Source organism: Nitrospirota bacterium, assembly GCA_016212215.1.
Lineage (GTDB): Bacteria > Nitrospirota > 9FT-COMBO-42-15 > HDB-SIOI813 > HDB-SIOI813 > JACRGV01.
Genome location: JACRGV010000115.1, coordinates 1 through 17,294 on the forward strand (window position 1 = coordinate 1; position 17,294 = coordinate 17,294).

At 43.6% G+C, this 17,294-nt stretch carries 16 protein-coding genes and 1 pseudogene; 2 read left to right on the forward strand and 15 right to left on the reverse strand.

Translation table 11 applies throughout. The features are described 5' to 3' along the window. Positions 1-117 precede the first annotated feature (117 nt). The 15 genes and pseudogenes from HZA08_10260 to HZA08_10330 form a co-directional block, all read right to left on the reverse strand. Positions 118-273: a hypothetical protein gene (locus HZA08_10260; protein MBI5193808.1), complete on the reverse strand. Its 156-nt coding sequence runs from the start codon at positions 271-273 to the stop codon at positions 118-120. A gap of 188 nt (positions 274-461) precedes the next feature. After that, positions 462-1,925 (reverse strand): Asp-tRNA(Asn)/Glu-tRNA(Gln) amidotransferase subunit GatA, encoded by a 1,464-nt coding sequence (gene gatA, locus HZA08_10265; protein ID MBI5193809.1) that lies wholly within the window; start codon positions 1,923-1,925, stop codon positions 462-464. Positions 1,926-2,140: 215 nt separating this feature from the next. Then, complete coding sequence (locus tag HZA08_10270) at positions 2,141-2,506, reverse strand: aspartate 1-decarboxylase (protein ID MBI5193810.1); 366 nt, start codon at positions 2,504-2,506, stop codon at positions 2,141-2,143. 93 nt (positions 2,507-2,599) lie between these two features. Beyond that, a complete protein-coding gene (gatC, locus tag HZA08_10275; GenBank protein MBI5193811.1) occupies positions 2,600-2,887 on the reverse strand; it encodes an Asp-tRNA(Asn)/Glu-tRNA(Gln) amidotransferase subunit GatC in 288 nt (95 codons plus the stop codon). 257 nt (positions 2,888-3,144) lie between these two features. After that, on the reverse strand, positions 3,145-3,450 hold the full coding sequence (locus HZA08_10280) for a M48 family metallopeptidase (GenBank protein ID MBI5193812.1): 306 nt from the start codon (positions 3,448-3,450) through the stop codon (positions 3,145-3,147). After that, positions 3,447-6,398, reverse strand: coding sequence for an HsdR family type I site-specific deoxyribonuclease (locus HZA08_10285; GenBank protein MBI5193813.1), 2,952 nt, complete (start codon positions 6,396-6,398; stop codon positions 3,447-3,449). The genes HZA08_10280 and HZA08_10285 overlap by 4 nt, the downstream gene beginning before the upstream one ends. A gap of 3 nt (positions 6,399-6,401) precedes the next feature. Continuing rightward, the gene (locus HZA08_10290) at positions 6,402-7,025 is read right to left on the reverse strand and encodes a hypothetical protein (protein MBI5193814.1); all 624 of its coding nucleotides are present in this window, start codon (positions 7,023-7,025) and stop codon (positions 6,402-6,404) included. Continuing rightward, positions 7,010-7,309, reverse strand: coding sequence for a hypothetical protein (locus HZA08_10295; protein MBI5193815.1), 300 nt, complete (start codon positions 7,307-7,309; stop codon positions 7,010-7,012). The genes HZA08_10290 and HZA08_10295 overlap by 16 nt, the downstream gene beginning before the upstream one ends. A gap of 13 nt (positions 7,310-7,322) precedes the next feature. Next, the gene (locus HZA08_10300) at positions 7,323-8,057 is read right to left on the reverse strand and encodes a TIGR04255 family protein (GenBank protein MBI5193816.1); all 735 of its coding nucleotides are present in this window, start codon (positions 8,055-8,057) and stop codon (positions 7,323-7,325) included. A gap of 243 nt (positions 8,058-8,300) precedes the next feature. Next, a complete protein-coding gene (locus tag HZA08_10305) occupies positions 8,301-9,551 on the reverse strand; it encodes a restriction endonuclease subunit S (protein ID MBI5193817.1) in 1,251 nt (416 codons plus the stop codon). 154 nt (positions 9,552-9,705) lie between these two features. Continuing rightward, positions 9,706-10,080 carry a four helix bundle protein gene (locus HZA08_10310; protein ID MBI5193818.1) on the reverse strand — a complete coding sequence of 125 codons (375 nt, stop codon included), beginning with the start codon at positions 10,078-10,080 and terminating at the stop codon, positions 9,706-9,708. A 94-nt stretch (positions 10,081-10,174) separates the two neighbouring features. Beyond that, positions 10,175-11,728 (reverse strand): SAM-dependent DNA methyltransferase, encoded by a 1,554-nt coding sequence (locus HZA08_10315; GenBank protein MBI5193819.1) that lies wholly within the window; start codon positions 11,726-11,728, stop codon positions 10,175-10,177. 43 nt (positions 11,729-11,771) lie between these two features. Beyond that, positions 11,772-12,989, reverse strand: a pseudogene (locus tag HZA08_10320) (ATP-binding protein). Positions 12,990-13,075: 86 nt separating this feature from the next. Beyond that, entirely contained in the window at positions 13,076-13,546 is a 471-nt protein-coding gene (locus HZA08_10325; GenBank protein ID MBI5193820.1) for a HEPN domain-containing protein, read from the reverse strand. After that, a complete protein-coding gene (locus HZA08_10330; GenBank protein ID MBI5193821.1) occupies positions 13,504-13,881 on the reverse strand; it encodes a nucleotidyltransferase domain-containing protein in 378 nt (125 codons plus the stop codon). The genes HZA08_10325 and HZA08_10330 overlap by 43 nt, the downstream gene beginning before the upstream one ends. Before the next feature lie 364 nt (positions 13,882-14,245). On the opposite strand from HZA08_10330, the gene HZA08_10335 reads away from it, so the two are divergent. Together HZA08_10335 and HZA08_10340 are read left to right on the forward strand one after the other, a co-directional pair. Beyond that, positions 14,246-15,115, forward strand: coding sequence for a hypothetical protein (locus HZA08_10335; GenBank protein MBI5193822.1), 870 nt, complete (start codon positions 14,246-14,248; stop codon positions 15,113-15,115). Positions 15,116-15,286: 171 nt separating this feature from the next. Next, positions 15,287-17,086: a CotH kinase family protein gene (locus HZA08_10340; protein MBI5193823.1), complete on the forward strand. Its 1,800-nt coding sequence runs from the start codon at positions 15,287-15,289 to the stop codon at positions 17,084-17,086. Positions 17,087-17,294 lie beyond the last annotated feature (208 nt).

Below are 17,294 nucleotides of genomic sequence, written 5' to 3' on the forward strand. Positions count from 1 at the left end.
CCCCATCCCCACCCTACCCCTCCCCTTGAAGGGGAGGGAATCAACGTAGCCCCCTCTCCCTCAGGGAGAGGGTTAGGGTGAGGGTGGGGTTTTCATTGCCATTTGTGAGCGCCCCGCTCATGCGAGTTCATCCGAAAATCCTTCCGGCGGGGTAAGAAAACCCCGCCTATCCATATCTATGAGGATAGGTGGGACATTCTTGTCCCGCTGATTTTCATGTCCCTTTGTGAACCTTGGTTCATGTGGGTTCATCCGAGAATCTCCATAGCTCACCCTCCCCCTACCCCCCTCCCGTCAAGGGAGGGGGAATTCACGTTAGCCTCCCTCTCCCCTTGCGGGAGGGCTGCAATTAAATTCCTTCCAAATTCCTCCCCCCTCTTTTGCGGGGGGAGGCAGGAGGGGGGCACGGGGGAGGGGGCCTCATTTCTTGCTTCTGACATCTTGCCTCTTGCTTCTAACTTCTATCCTATCTCCGGCCTCTTCTTATGCCACTCCGTAGCCTGCTCATAGCTATATGCTATCTGCAATATCTTCTCTTCATCAAAATGCCTGCCGAGTATCTGCAATCCAACAGGGAGGTCTTCTTTTGTAAATCCGCACGGTATCGAGATACCGGGAATCCCCGCAAGGTTTACTGATATTGTGAATATATCTGATAGATACATCTCAAGGGGGTTCTGTGTCTTCTCTCCGACCTTGAATGCAGGTGTCGGTGAAGTTGGTGTCAGTATGGCATCTACCTGTGTAAATGCCTTATCAAAATCCCCTTTTATCAGGGTCCTGACCTGCTGTGCCTTTTTGTAATAGGCATCATAATATCCTGCACTGAGGACATAAGTCCCAAGCATTATCCTCCTTTTGACTTCAGAACCGAATCCTTCATCCCTTGTCTTTTTGTACATATCAATCAGGTCAACCGCATCCTTTGCCCTGTAACCGTATTTGGCCCCGTCATATCTGGCAAGGTTGGAGCTTGCCTCTGCTGTAGCAATAATATAATAGACTGCAACTGCATATTCAGTATGCGGAAGGGAAATTTCAACTGTTTCAGCACCAAGCCCCTCAAGCACACTCAATGCCTTCTTCACACTATTTTCTATTGAAGGTGCAAGGCCGCCGATGAAATACTCACGCGGGATACCAAGTCTCATACCTTTTATATCACGCCCCAAAACACTGAGATAATCAGGCACAGGTTGATTAACAGAGGTGGAATCTTTACTGTCATGACCGCTTATGGCCTTTAACATTATTGCAGAATCAGTTACATCTTTTGTGATAGGTCCAATCTGGTCAAGTGATGAAGCAAATGCAATCAGGCCATAACGTGAAACACGACCATAAGTCGGTTTAAACCCCACTACACCGCATAGGGCCGCTGGCTGGCGTATTGAGCCTCCGGTATCAGAACCGAGTGCCGCAATACATTCATCTGCTGCAACCGCAGCAGCAGAGCCGCCGCTTGAGCCGCCCGGTACTCTTTCAATATCCCATGGGTTTCTTGTAGTCTGAAATGCCGAGTTCTCTGTTGAAGAGCCCATTGCAAACTCATCCATATTGGTCATGCCGGTATGAACATAACCTTCATTCTCAAGCCGGTTGATTACATTTGCATTATATGGCGGGATAAAATTATAAAGTATCTTTGAGGCACAGGTAGTCGGCACACCCTCTGTGCATAGATTATCTTTTATTGCAAGCGGAATACCTGTAAGATAGGGGACATTCCCTCCACTGCTTATTACTTTGTCCGCATGTTCTGCCTGTGCGAACGCCTTGTCTTCTGTTAGAAACTGATAAGCACGAACCTTATCATTAACCTCATGTATTCTATCATAGACAGATGCAGTAATCTCACGGGATGAGACCTCTCCTTTTTTCAGAAGATCATGAAGCTCATGTATTGTCAGACTATAAAGTTCCACGCGAATATCTCCATAGCTCACCCTCCCCACAAAGAGCACCTATGCCAATTTATCCCCTCCCCCTTGAGGGGGGAGGGTTAGGGTGGGGGTGAGCAACGGCATCCCATGCTTCATAGTCTCACCCTCCCCCTGACCCCCTCCCCTCAAGGGAGGGGGAATAATCTAAGCATCCCTCTCTTACGTCTTGCTTCTAACTTCTTACTTCTGCTCCCTGCTCATAACTTTGTGTCTGTCGAAACTATCTCATTCTTCTCATTCACAATAATTATCTTAGGTTTGTAAGTCTTCAGTTCCTCTTCACTATAGGATTCATAACAGAATATAACTATCTTATCCCCAGACAGTGCCTTTCTCGCTGTAGGGCCATTCAGGCACACCTGGCCGCTTCCACGCTGACCAAGGATAACATAAGTCTCAAACCGCTCACCATTATTCAGGTTTGACACCATAACCTGCTCATAAGGTAATATACCTGCGGCCTCAATCAGGTCTTCATCAATGGTAATACTCCCCTCATAACTAAGGTTAGCATCCGTCACTGTCGCCCTGTGTATCTTAGCCCTAAGCATCTTTCTCAGCAAAACCTGACCCTCCTGAATCTGTTTCTTACGTCTTGCCTCTTCATCTTTCTTTTTACTTCTAACTTCTTGCCTCTTACTTCTATCTTCGACTCCCTACTCAATCACCTTAGGCACCCTGAAAAACTCCTCCGTCCTGTCAGGTGCATTCCCAAGCGCCTTTCTTCTCTCTATTGATTCTGTAGTCTTATCCTCCCTCATCACATTTTTAACCGGCAATGCATGAGAAGTCGGTTCTACATCCTTCGTATCAAGTTCATTCAACTTTTCCACATAAGTAAGGATGTCGCTCAGTTGAACAGTAAACTGCTCCATCTCTTCCTCTTTAAGAGCAAGCCTCGCAAGGTTCGCCACATGTTCCACTTCTTTTCTTGTTATCTTCACTCGAAAATCCCTTTGTGTAAATATGCAGGAAGAAACTTCTCTTGAAATTCTGCCCCACATTATACATATCTTAATTAACAATTTCTATCATATTTTTTTCAAAGCATAAGAGGCTCTTACAAAAGTCCCAAAAAGCTGTCATTCCCGCATGTTTTTAGCGGGAATCTATCGTTTTTTAACAGAAAAACATATCCGTCCACGAATGTTTTTATCGGGGATAGATGATTTCGGGGATAACAGAGACTTTTGCAAGAGCCTCATAAAACCTTCAATTTATTATCACGCAATTCCCAACCAGGCATATAAACATTCATGTAACTCTTCCAGAGTGAGCCATGATTAGGGGTGCGAAGATGCATCAGCTCATGGACAATGACATATTCCCCGAGTCCTCTCTCTATATTCAGCAGTTCAGCATTAAAATTCAGGCGGCCGTTTTGGGAACATGAGGCCCACTTGTTTTTCATAGGACGCAGATATATTGATTGAACCTTGATCTCAAGTTTATCCGCCCATGTCAGAACGGACGATTTAAAATCTTTTCTGTTTTCCCATCTTGTCATTTATCATTCCTTGACTTCCCGATCAGGCGGAAAAGGTTATCTACTATTTCAGAAACTTTATCGAGGTTGTCATCAGAGAGTGTGCCAGAGAGTATGGTAGACCGGCAGATCCTGAACGTTGTCTTTTGCCTGGCCTCCCGCATGGATTTATCGCTGTGTGCCCAATCAGGATATTCTATCAGTATCTCTTTTATATCTTTACCTGCCTGTTCAGCGTCTGAAAGACCGCCTTCCCTCAGGTAGTTGTAAATGAAATAAGTCAACCCATCCAACCTGAGTTCGGCCTGCTCCTTCTTGCGTTGTTCGTTCTGTTCAATCATTTTAAGCAGTGTATCCAGGGCTTCGGAAGTCGTTGTCTGGCGGTCCTCATAGTTTTCCCGAACGGCTTTTGCCCTTTCAGCCATGGCGATAAGATAAGGGTCATCGCTATGTTCTTCAGCAATCCGTTCAATGCCTTTAATAAGGTTAATTATTTTTGTGTTATCCCCGCCTTCTTTCTTTTTGATAATCTCAATAGTTTTTTCGTCTATTGCAATAATCTCGTCTACCGCCTGCAAGCCACATACACCAACATGCTCCCTTACAAGCTCATTCGTCTTACGCTGAAATTCCTTATCAACATAGACCTTATTTGTGTATGCCTTCCTAACAATATCATACATGGCCGAGAGCGCCCTGTAATCATCTATGTACTCTCGTAAGAAGGCATCGGGCGATATGATCTCATAAAGCATTTCCAGCTCTTTGTAATCTTTAAAAAACTCTTTGCGCCTTTCTTTGTCACGGAAATGTCCAATCAGGTTATCTACATCCTTGTCATTAAAATTGTGCTGAATTAGTTTAAGGTAGTCCGGTGCCTTACTCTCCATCTTGTTTCTGAATAACATCTTTAAAAGTGAAAGGTCCTTAACAATGGCGTTTATTTCATCGCTGTCAAAGGCAAGGGCCTTTTCCAGTTTCTCAAAGATACCTATAAAATCCAGAACAAATCCATGAGGCTTTACCATCTCCTTTTCTTCATCCTCATAAGGGCGATTGACACGGGCTATGGTCTGCAATAGGGTATGGTCACGCATCGGTTTATCCAGATACATGGCATAAAGAATGGGGACATCAAAACCTGTGAGGAGTTTTTCTGTGACAATAAGGATTTGCGGGGGCTCGCCATATTTAGTAAATGCCTTTCGAATCTGCCTCTCTTTCTTCTCTTCAAGATGGAATTCCTTCAGCAGCGCCGTGTCATTATTATTCCCGGTATAGACAACTTGCGAGTATTCCTGCGGCAGGTATTTATCCAGCGCCTTCTTGTAGAGTGCGCATGCCTCGCGGTCAACACCTACAAGAAATGCCTTATACCCCAGCGGTTCCACATTCTCCCTGTAATGCCTTGCAACAAACTGCGCAATATTTTCAATACGGTCCTGTGCCTTCAGGAAGTTTTTCAGATTCACCGCACGGTCGAGGATCTTATTCAACTCTTCAATATCTGCAATACCTTCTGTCTCTGCGAGGGAGAGAAACTCCTTATCTAATTGTTCATAAGGTACACGCATGTCGTTGGGCGCAAGGTTATAATAAAGTGGAAGGGTTGTGCCGTCTTCGATACTCTCAGAAATGGAATACTTGTGCAGATACCCTTTCTCATCTTCCATGCCGAATGTCTTGAATGTGCCTTTACCGTAGGCTGTTTTATCCACCGGCGTTCCGGTAAAGCCTATATAAGTTGCGTTGGGAAGCCCTGCCATCAGGTAATTACCGAGGTCACCTCCTGTTGTCCGGTGGGCTTCATCTACCAACACGAAGATATTGCTTCTCGTGCTTATGTTAGCGGGCATGTCCCTGAATTTGTGAATCATAGTCACGATAATGCCGCGATAATCGGATCTTAAGAGTTCATTGAGGCGGCTGATTTTATACGCATGTTCCACATTTCCCAAACCAAGCGAAAGCAGGTTTTTGAGCATCTGGTCTTCCAGCTCATTGCGGTCTATCATCAGGATTACCGTAGGCTTGTCAAGTTTCGGAGCCTTGAAAAGCATTTCAGCAGACTTGATCATTGTATAGGTCTTACCGCTCCCCTGAGTATGCCAGATGAGTCCCCTGTGCCGGGCCGCATCATGAGACCGTTCCATGATCCGCTCAACAGCGGCAGTCTGGTGCTGGTGGAGAATGAACTTTGACAGCTCTTCATCTTTCTCCACGAAAAGGATGTAGTCTTTGATAAACTTCAAGACCTGAGGAATGGCGCAGAAGGTCTTGATTTTCCCCTCAAGGTTGCCCGCCTCTTCATCCTTCCAGTTGAAGATATTGCGGCGCAAAGAATTCCATGTCACACCATAGAAGAAACCAATGGCCTCGGTAGCAGTATAAATCTGCTCAGGGACAAAAAACTCCGGCGTCTCCCGGTGATAGCGGCGGATCTGGTCTATACCGAGTGCTATGGCTTCATCTTTATTAGCATTTTTACACTCAATGACCAGCACCGGTATGCCGTTGATGAGAAAAACCACATCCTCGCGATTGCCGTAATGCCCGTTGAACCAGTAGAATTCCTCTGTTACCTCAAATATATTGTTACGGGGATTCACATAATCAATCAGTATCAGATTCAGGTCACGGTTTTCTTCCTTATCAAAAAAGGTACCCTCGTTGCGGAGGTATTTGACAAAATCACGGTTTCCGTAAATGTCAGTTTTTAACTTGCTGAAAAGGCTGACCAGCGCCCCCTCTGTCTCCTGATAGCGGGGGTTAAACTCCCTGACCTTGGCATAGAGAGTATCTTCAAAATAGAGCGACGCCGTGCGGCACCGTTCCTGAATATCACTTGATCCTGAATTAAATCCACGCCGTTTTTCCGCAGTACTCCTGTCAACGTAAGACCAGCCGATTCCCTCTGCATATTTCAGGATGCGGGACTGGACGGTTTTGTGTTCAGTGAAAGAATTCATAACTTAAGTTCTATCTATAGACTCTCTTATTCTCGTAAAATGAATTGACAATTTAAATAAGAATAAATAGAACCCATAGTTGCTCAACATAAATATTTTTCTGTTATTCAATGTTGCCCTATCTATGCTTAAATTGTCACAATTACATATTTTATCAAAAAAGACAAAGGAATCGTTTTGCAATTCACCCGCAGACGGGAGAAAGAAAATCTGTGAGACTCTTTGTGCTCTTATATCCTGAATGTGTTTAGGAATCCTGGTATCCGATAAATCCGGGTACTTGCTTTTTAGCATGCCCTCATACTTGTTTAGCTTAAAAATAGGACAATAACAAATTGATGATGCAAACAGGCCAGAGTTAGAGGTATCCATATCGCAAGAGTTAGAGATAATGATTGCCTTACCCGCACCAATCTTTGTATCCGGTAGGTTAACCAGCAACATTCCATTAAGCCCATCGCCCTGAAGAATATCATTTGGGTATAAATATTTATTTGAATAAAAACGGGCATCAATATTTAAGGGAAATTGAGTAAGTTCCTGAAAGAGGCTTAGTGTGGATTCTTCTGATAAATATTTCGGAAGGAAAATACGGAAATCATCTAATGCAATCATAAAATATTCCAAAACTCATCATTGATTGCTTTCGAAAATTCAGGAGGGATATCAACAGATTCTTTCAAAATGTTTTCTGTAAATCTTTTAATGATTTGATATCTGTTTTGACCAATCAAGTCATAATATTGATCTGCTTTTGTTTCTTCCCATGAATATCTTTTTGAGACAATGGGTAAATCGTAGTTTTTGGAAGGTACAGGCAATGCGTCTTCTAAGGGATAACCCTGTAAAGCAATAAGAGATAGGGAAACTGGAATAATTAGCTTTGAAACAGTATTACGTGTTTCAGACATTAGTCACCTCCAATCATTCAGCAGCATAGACAGGATTCATCTCTGCTATTAAATCGTCTTTTAGAAGATCGAAAAACAATCGTTTTTCTTCATTATGTGCATTACCGATAATTTCATCCGGATTCTGGAAAATTGGTAAATTATCAATCTCGATGTACGTATCAATATCAATAACTGAGCCTGTTATGATGGCATTAGTAGTTGCAACCTGCGCATTGTTGGCAATCTGTAAATTAGTAGTGAAGTTGCTCGTTTGAATAATAGTACGTACTGTTGTTTGATTGGCTTTTAATCGTCCCCCACTCATAAATATTTCAAGGTTAATCCTATCATATATATCAAAGGGAAACATATTGATGTACCTTATTCCTAATCGGTTAAAGTTTGTCACTAATTCCAGTCCTTGAACCTTTAATAGCGCATCTTTTATCCTTGAGTAAAACGCGTCCCATCCTAAATAATTTTTTTGATTTATAAAATTTATAACCCTGGGACCAATTTGTAAAAGGTAATTTTCATTCTGGAAACGATAATATGGCTGAAAACGGAAATTTGGATCTTGCGAGCGTATCGCTTCAGGTATTTGTAGTATTGGGAGGTTTTCAACTTTATCATGAAATTCCTCTCTAAATGATTTATAAATTATCCCAAATATGGCATCAGCAGGCATTACTGAGTCAAACCTGAAGTCAACAACAGCTTCAATAATTGGACAAGGTTCTATTTTAATAGGTATCTTTTTCGTCATAATTTTTTGGCCCGCACAAAACACCGGACTCCTGCCTGGGGAGAGTCGCTAAACTATTGCACATTCCAAAATGAAAAGCAAGACAGGGACTCAATAGCCCGTATTTTTGTGCCTGTTATTACAGGACTACCCTTTGAAATTTTTGTCCAACCGCTGACGTTCTCATAATATCCCTCCGGCTAATACTGATTTTTTCAGTTATATAGCATTTTTATTTATTATACAATCAAATTAAAATGAAAGTTAAACCGTAAGATCAATATCATTGACCCTTATCTGCGCTGTCATCAACTGGTGCAACAGGGTGCGGAAGAGGTCAGAAAGTAAGGCATGTTTGCGCTTGTGCAATTCTTCTTTCGCTGACAATGCATCAAGTGCGGCAACAATTTCGCGCTGCTCATTTAGCTGAGTATATGGAATAGGCAACTCCGCCAGCTTCGATTGAGATAAGTTCGGGATGGTCGTTACATTTCCCCTGCCAAAATACAGGTGCCCAAACTCAAACGCATACCAGAGCCAATACATCAAGAAGGCCGGCTCAACATTCTCGAGATTGACAGCCCTCACTCGATGAAGATGGTTTTGATGGTAACAAGCAGCCAACTCTCCGTTCCACATTGCTGTACGCCCAATGTCGCCACCCTCACAAACAAGCAGGTCTCCCGGCTGTAAGGTCAATCGCTTTTCTTCCGCTTCAGTGAAGTACATTTCGTCAAGTTCTGACAAATCAAGTCGGCCCCAAAAGACATTTTTCGTGCGGAGGAAAGGACACTGGTTATCGCCAATGCGGTTCTTCTTTGAAACCTGCTTACCTTGCTGAATTCGGAACAATGAGTCAAGGCGCACCACCTTCCAACTCTCCGGTACGGGGCCGATTTCGGTTTGTTTTTGGGGTTCGCCGTGCAGGCCCTGGGTGAAGAGTTGGTGGAGGAGTGTCTTTTTCAGTTCCGTAGTCAGTGCAATCAGCCGTTCCTGTTGCTCGATCGCCTGCTGTACCTGTCCCAACACTGCTGCAATTTTCCTCTGCTCGGGGAGGGGAGGAACATAGAGTTTAAACTCTCGTAATGCCGCCCATGATGTACGCGGATGCTGAACACCCGATGTCGTTTTTTTTGAGTGACCTACGAACTCGTCTGTATGTGTCAAGAGGCATAAAAACTCAGGGATGCACTTCTCCGTCGCTCGGAATACGAGAATGTCTGTCGAACAGATGCCGTCCTCGCTCACCAACACGGACTTGCGAAGATAAGGACGCAGCTTGCCGAAAAGAATATCATCTTTGCGGAACGTTGTCTTGCCACTGCGAACATCAGATTCCTTTCCACGGCCCACCAGCGTGGGAAGCCCAGACGCAAGATGTTCAAGACCGAGATACAAACGTTGCCCGTTAGCCGAGGGCGACGCGGCGTCTTGGACACGCCTGCAAATGTCATCAAGTCTTGCTTGCATCCAACCGCGAGGAGGGTCTTCCAAGAGTAGCGAGTAGTCAGTCATTACACCTATCCCCCTCCATACCGCACCTGTTGGTCCCGCACTATAAGTTCCCGCTTCCGTTCAATTACTGCCAACAACTCCTCCTCTGTGGGCAGGATCAAGTAATTCATAATTGAGAATCTGGAATTAGGAATGTAGAAAAACATTTCGTAATTCATAATTTGGAATTAGTAATTCTTTTCGATTTCATAGTTTTGATGATGCTTCCTGTGAGCTTCAAGAGTTCTTCGCAGTCTGTGATGATAGAGGTAGATTCGTTTGCGCCGAGGTATCCGGAATCACGCAGCAGACGCAGCCAATAATGCGTCTCTCTCGCTTCTTTGTAGGCAATGCTCATTTTAGCCGAGAAATCCCTTTCCGATTGTCCGCCAATAGCCTCCTCCACATTGGCCCCGATGGAGGTTCCGCTGCGCAGCACCTGTTTGGAAAGAACAAATTCCTTTTTCTGTTCCGATAGATGCTGATACAATTTCACCATCCGCAAGGCAAATGCATACGACTTTTCTTGAACAATATTATCATGTTTCATCAACAAATCCCCATTCTTAATTCTTAATTCCTAATTCTTAATTCCTAATTCCTAATTCCTAATTCCTAATTCCTAAATAACTCTTTCTCTTTCTTCATATCCCTATCCTTGATAGAATCGCCCGCAATGCCGCATTTGTTTCCTTTGCCTCCTCATCAAGGGCGTTCAGTTCCTCCACAATCTCCGTAATCGGCCGGTATTCTTCGGCTTCGCTCACATGGATGTAACGGCTGGGTGAGATGTTGTAGTCGTTCCTGACGATTTCTTCTTTTGTCACAATACGGCTGAACTTTTCTATCTCTTCCCATTTGAGGAAGGCCGAGGCGATTTTTCCGATTCCTTCTTCCGTGATATAGTTTTTCGGGTCGCCTTTGGCGAATTCCTTTGAGGCATTGACAAGGAAGAGCTTGTTCTTCCGGTCTGCCGGTTTCAATTTATTCAGGAAGAGGATGATCCCCGGTGCAGAGGTATTGTAGAAGAGGTTTTCCGGCAGGTAAAGCACCCCTTCCATAATATCATTTTCAACAAACCACTTGCGGACTTCCTTTTCCTTATTGCTGTTGGAATTGCCGGAGCCTCGGCTTGCTGCGCCGGTGTCAAAGACTACAGCGGCCTTTCCTCTGTCATTCAGGCTCGCAAAGATATGCTGCATCCAGCCCCAATCGGCCTTGTTTCCGGGGTATCCGGCGCCGTTAGGGAAGCGTCCGAATGTATCGGCATTGTAATCCCTTTCCCCGAACATGGTCTGGTTCCACATGGGATTAGCAACTACGCGGTCAAAGGTCATGAGCCTATTGTTATCCCTGAACTTAGGATTACGGAAGGTGTCGCCTATTTCTATCTGACCTTCCATGTCATGAATAATCATGTTCATGTTGGCCATGGCCCAGGTCTGGGCGATGTATTCCTGTCCGTAGAGTGTCAACCCGGAAAACTTCTTTCTCCCCTGACCCTGCATCTTTTCATTCAGCGCCAGTTCACATTTTATAAGAAGCCCTGCGGAGCCGCAGCAGGGGTCGTAGATGGTCATCCCATGTTCGGGGTTCATAATCTTTGCCATTATCATACCCACTTCTTTCGGAGTGTAGAATTCCCCGGCGCTCTGCCCGCCCCCTTCGGCGAACTTGCGTATGAGATATTCGTAACTTCTGCCGATGATGTCCGGTTCTACGTCATTAAGCCCAAGACGTTTAGTACTGACCTTTTCTATGAGATTGGAAAGCCTGTCATCATCTATATCACGTACGCCGTGGGTCGTGGCATTAAAGTCCACACGGTCAATAATTCCGGAAAGAAGGGGGTTTTCTTTGGCAACAGCGCGCAGGTGCGTTGTAAGGGTTTCACCAATTTTAGCAGTCAGTTTGCGGATAGCAGTCCAGACCGGCTCTTCTGCATTATTTGATTTCAGGGGGATATAAAACCGTACCAGCTTTTTATCATGTTCAACGAGTCTGAATGCCTTCTCTCTTGAACCGACTTCTGACGCAATCCGGTTGATTTCATCATCAAAGACATCGCAGAGACGTTTAACAAAGATGAGTGGCAGGATGAAATCTTTATACTTAGGGGCGTCAACAGCACCGTGGATACTGCACGCTGCATCCCATATCCATGATTCCATTGACTTGTTTTCTGGTTCTTTAGCCATTAGACACCTTCAATTGATTAACAATTTCTATCCTATTTTTTTATCAAAGCATAAAACCATACTGTGTGTTTTCAAGCTCTGTATGTTTCCTTGAGATAATTCGACAGCTCTTGAGATTAAGCTCTCCGGTTATTGTCTTTAATCGTTTTAAGTCCTGCTCATAAGGCATCAGCTTTACTTCGTACGCATGATTTTTATCCAGGATGAAATCAATCTCAGCTCCGCTTTTTCGCTGATAATAATTGACCTCTCCCTTGTCCCTCAGCGCTGAATAAATTGCGTTTTCAAATAATGCACCCTCGCCAATGCCGGCAAACTGCCCGGTAATTTGCCCGGTGATATGCCCGGTGATATGCCCGGTGATATGATTGATAATCCCAGTATCGCATAAATAAAATTTAGGCATACTGCGTATCTCAGAGTCCCGGCTGCGGCTGAATGGCCTGATAAGGGAGATAAAGTAGGTATTTTCAAGGAAGGCCATATAGTTATAAATCGTTTCTCTTGATACCCCCAACTCTTTAGAGAGCTTTTGAAAATCCAGTTTGGAACCGACCCGCTCCATAAGAAGCAGCATCAGATCTCTGATCACATTGGTCTTTCTGAAATCCCCAAGCTGAATAACCTCAAGATGGAAGTAAGAGGAAAAGATATCCTGAAGCATCATCCTCTTCTCTTCTGACGATTCCTTCAAGACCACTCCGGGGAATCCACCGAACATAATATAGTCACTGTAATACCTGTCAATCTCTTCAAAGAGTCCCCTGGCAACCCTGCCTTGAATGTTTTCAAGCCTGAGTGCAGGATTCTTTGCACTCAGATATTCACGGAAGTTAAATGGGTGAAGCTCAAAGAGATACTTTCGCCCTGACAGAGACTCTGAAAAAAGATTTTTTAGATAGAAACTTGAAGACCCGCTGAGAAAAAACTTTATCCTGTAATGATCAGCAAGGTATTTGACAACTGAAGGGATTTGGCTGACAAATTGTATCTAATCGAGAAATACAAACCCGCTTTCCCCGGTTTTAAGACCCAGGAACATCAGTGCATCTAATATCTTCTCATAATTAGTCTCTTCAAAATGCTTACGGTTAACAGGATTCTCAAGGTCAATGAATATCTTGTTATCCGACTCAATCTCCTGCATGATATGCCGTAGCAGGGTAGTTTTCCCAACACGCCGCATCCCGGTAATAACAATGGCCTCCGGTGTATTTATGTATTGCCGTACCTTTTGATATAATTCCCTCACTATTTGCATGGCACTACCTTACAAATAGTTCAACTATTTGTCAAGTACAACCTTTATTTAATTACTCCAGAATTTATAATCCCTATTGTTCTGCCCTATTGTTTTGAAAGACGCTTTAACTCCTCTATTGAGATTGATACCGGTTTAGAAAATTCATCATAATTCCTGATAATTTCTATAATCCCAGGGGCTACTTCAGAAAATGTGTGTACGTATCCGGCAGCATCCCCTTTATCGTATTTAGGGGCAAGTGGATTATAGTCTGCAATCTCCCTGGCCTTATGGAGGTGTTCAAAGAGCCTGCTGTATTTTTTATCCAATGTCCCTGGTTTTATGAAATGGAGGTTCAGCATGGAGTAAACCCCTTCATGGCTTTTTGGGTCAAAGCCTTTCTGGTAAAGAAGGGCCTTGATGAGATGAAAGTAAGCGTAATATAAAGAAGACAGCACCTGGCCGTAATTCCCTCTCCTGTAGGCGTCAATAGCGCCTTCTATCTTCTCTCTTGAAAGGTTCAGTGCACCGGTTATGTAGCCGTCTCTCTCTTCTTTTCCGATCTCTTTGACCATAGCAAAATCCCCTCTTCCCTGATCCTTTTCCCTACTCCGATGTCCCCCTTTAACAAGGCATCTTCAATGACAATTGGGCTTAATATGAGTTCTCCACTGATATTCATCTCTTCAACAATCTTTATAGAGGCATCCAACACACTGCGGGTGACATCCTTGATCATCTCCCTGTCTTTAACAACAACAGCAATGTCAATATCACTCTCAATACTCCCTTCCCCCCTTGCCCTCGACCCAAAAAGATATACAGACTCAACATCTATTAATTCTCTGATAACCTCAATGAACCGCTTGATCAAAACTTCCTCTAACGGAGTAAGTGTCTCAGTATACATGTTGGCATTATTTATGAAACCAGGGGAAAAGTAAAGGAGAAAACAACTACAGATTTAAGAAGTGGTTGAACTTCCGCCATGGCATTGCTCAAATAGTTCCTTGAAATAAATCGCTGGTGCATTCCTGCCTTGCTGAATTGCAAACAGTGAGTCAAAGTTCTGTCTTGTTTTATCTCAATTGTTTTCTTCTTTACTTTTACCATTTTTTCATCAATAATTCAGAAATTCTAATCCTATAAATCCTTAGGAGTAATGTTGCGTTCAAAATGTGAAACTGCTTCATGTTTAATTGAGATTGCAACATTGTTTTCTTCTTGTAATCAATGGAGTTTAATTGGAAACAGCCTCAAGATTATTTTCATATTTGGGATTTATCATTTATCCATGTAAATCATCCATCCATGTAATAAGTATTCAACTATATTTGTTGCTCCTTTTATTTTCCGGTAATGTTTATGCAAGTCCGTGGATGCAGAGTGAAGGGGATTCTGTAGGTTCTACCGGCATCAGCTATTCACAGGCCGATAGTTTCTGGAAGAGGGATGGTAAGCTTATGCAATATACCGATAAACATCAGGAGGCTACGTACTATTTGTACGGTGAGTACGGCTATTCTTATTATTACAACCTGATCGCCTCAACCGGTTGGAACTACAGAGACGATGGTATAAGAACAAACAACAGTATTGATGACATTAAGATTGGGATAAGGGGGAGGCTCAACCGGTTTCGTAACGGCAGGACATGGCAGGTTAATGCGATATTACCAACCAGACGAGGTAATTTGCTTGGTTCCCGCCCTGATGGCGGCAAAGCCGGGATTGATGCAGGTATTTATTATCGCATCGAGCCTGACCCATATCTAAACCCTTTTACAGTCCACAATAAAGGCATCTGGGGCGGAGGATTCGGCATAACCTTACGCAGCGGGGGAATCGGCAGTGAATTGTGGGCTTATGGTAAATGGGAAAAGAATGTAATAACTCCATCATGGCAGGCAGGATTCAGATTATCAGCACTTTCTTCATTCGCAGGAGCAGAATCCGGAAGTGTTGATATATATGGCCCTAATGATAGTTACCATTATCATCAGATCAACTCAGAGTTCCTGCTGAAATACCAACTGAATAGGACAACGACTATCAATACATCTTATGTCATGGACTTAGATGGAAGTAATATTAACCGAAACAGTGGCGTGCATATCGGCATATCAACGAACTGGAAGAAATGATAGCATGAGCCGTTGGCTCACAAAGGAGCAAGGGAATCCCCCCTCTTAAGATAAGAGGGGGGATAGGGGGAGTTATGAAATGCATAGAAGAACGATGCATCCATAGCGATAACCCCCCTTGCCCCCCTTAATTTAAGGGGGGAGCCATTTGCGTTAAAAAAGGATTTTCGGATGAAGATAAATCAGATAATCATTTTAACAGCAATTATTTTGTTCATGGGATGGATTGATGCAGGTGCGGCAGAAAACCATTTCAAGACGCTTGACCTTGAAATGGATACTAAGGATGCGGAGGTACTGTTCCGCAAGGAACCTTATGATACATCTACTTTCCCTGTAGATATTGTAGAAAATGGCACTCGCATTTCCGGCCGTGTTGAAGTATCCGGACAATTTACCCGCACATTTCTCAAAAAGTCCTTACTGATAAGAATTAACGAAGGACATACATGGCAGGGCAACAGAAAAATATCCCTTCACTCTATGTCTACTGACCCTTCATATATGCGTGATTGGATAGCGTGGAACCTGGCGTCTTCACTCGGCATGGCCTCTCCAAAAGTAGAATATTACCGGCTGAATATTAACGGAAAATTCATCGGCCTTTATCTGTTTATCGAATGGATTGATACGTCTATGCTTAACCGCATTGGGCTTGGGAAAGACGGTGAATTCTATCACCCGGATGACATTGTATACTGCGGTGACATGGAGCCTGCAAATCAAGGTCGTTTGGAAGAGTGTTGGTTAAAGCTTTCTCCTAAAGACAGGGATTTTGCCTCTCTGCGTAATCTGATTGAGGAGATTAATTCAACACCGGTTGAGCAGTTCCACAGCTTTTTAAATGAGCATTTTGATGTAGACTCAGTAATTAACTGGCTGGTCTTAAATACCATAATAGGTAATGGCGATACATACAATAAGAACTACTTCCTCTATCACAGCAAAAAAACAGGTAAATGGGTAATTATCCCATGGGATTTTGATCTTACCTTCGGACGCAATGCCGACCCTGTCCTGCCGTTTCCGAGTAATATCCTTAATGATAATTATCAGTATTTTTATACACCTGAGCTTGGCAGTCCCAACCCATTAAAAGAAAAGACATTAAAGAATGACCAGTTGTTTCAGTACTTTAAAAAACGTATCAGCCATGTCCTCGGTGTAACAATAGAAAAGGAGCAGCAGGGATTTTTTGAGAAACTACGCAAGGAAAGTAAGCCTGTCGGCGGTTTTGCATGGTTCCGTCCTAATGAATTTAATAGTCTTGTGAACTCATTGGAGCTTACTATTAAACAGGACTTATCAAAAGAGCTGTATCCGGGTGCAAAAGGGGAACCTTTTGAGCAACAGGTTGAGGCATTGCGATTATACAATCAATGGCGTTATCCTCTTCTTAAAAAAATGATCCTTGAGCCCACACCATTTAATACTGCCCATTGGCTGCCATACTTCACGTTTCCGCCATTAACACTGCCCGGTGAGGATGAAAAAAAACTACGTCAGACAGTTCAATTGAATATGACTGCGAGTGCTGAAATCAGAGAAGGTGATAAATCTGTAGTGCTTATGGAGGAGCTTCTCGCAAGACCAGTCGGCATACTTTATATACAGGAATTGAATAGACCTGCACGAGTCAGGTTAGAGGTTGAGACAGAGCGTATCCCTGAATCGTTGCCACCTGAAATAAGCCCGTTAAAATGTATACAGCGTACATGGTATCTTGATATCAAAACCCCTGATACTCTCCTTAAGGTTAATCTGCAATTGGATTATCTTCAGGAAAGTTCCCTCCGGCATGAGCTGGGGGATGGGATAACAGATGAGCATAATATGTCGTTGTGGGTACTACAAAACAACAACTGGCGGAGACTGCAAACGGGTGTAAACGTAATCGCAAATGTATTAAAAGCCGGGGGCATAGAATTAGTTTCAGGCAGTGTATTACGCTTTGCCGCCTGCGAGGAATGAGGCCCCCTCACAAAGGCACAAAGGGCAAAGAGAATCCCCCCTCTTAAGATTAAGAGGGGGAAGGGGGAGTTATGAAGTGCGTAGAAAAACGATGCATCATAGCTATAACCCCCTCTTTCCCCCTTAAATTAAGGGGGATGATTAAGGGCAATCGGTGTTAAGAAGGGATTTTTGAGTGAATAATTCTACAAAGGAGGGAATCTGGTAA

Coding starts and splice junctions, on each gene's coding strand:
- HZA08_10280 (MBI5193812.1), bottom strand. CDS start 3,450: ATGACAAGATGGGAAAACAGAAAAGATTTTAAATCGTCCGTTCTGACA.
- HZA08_10285 (MBI5193813.1), bottom strand. CDS start 6,398: ATGAATTCTTTCACTGAACACAAAACCGTCCAGTCCCGCATCCTGAAA.
- HZA08_10295 (MBI5193815.1), bottom strand. CDS start 7,309: ATGTCTGAAACACGTAATACTGTTTCAAAGCTAATTATTCCAGTTTCC.
- HZA08_10300 (MBI5193816.1), bottom strand. CDS start 8,057: ATGACGAAAAAGATACCTATTAAAATAGAACCTTGTCCAATTATTGAA.
- HZA08_10305 (MBI5193817.1), bottom strand. CDS start 9,551: ATGACTGACTACTCGCTACTCTTGGAAGACCCTCCTCGCGGTTGGATG.
- HZA08_10310 (MBI5193818.1), bottom strand. CDS start 10,080: ATGAAACATGATAATATTGTTCAAGAAAAGTCGTATGCATTTGCCTTG.
- HZA08_10315 (MBI5193819.1), bottom strand. CDS start 11,728: ATGGCTAAAGAACCAGAAAACAAGTCAATGGAATCATGGATATGGGAT.
- HZA08_10325 (MBI5193820.1), bottom strand. CDS start 13,546: ATGGTCAAAGAGATCGGAAAAGAAGAGAGAGACGGCTACATAACCGGT.
- HZA08_10330 (MBI5193821.1), bottom strand. CDS start 13,881: ATGTATACTGAGACACTTACTCCGTTAGAGGAAGTTTTGATCAAGCGG.
- HZA08_10340 (MBI5193823.1), top strand. CDS start 15,287: ATGAAGATAAATCAGATAATCATTTTAACAGCAATTATTTTGTTCATG.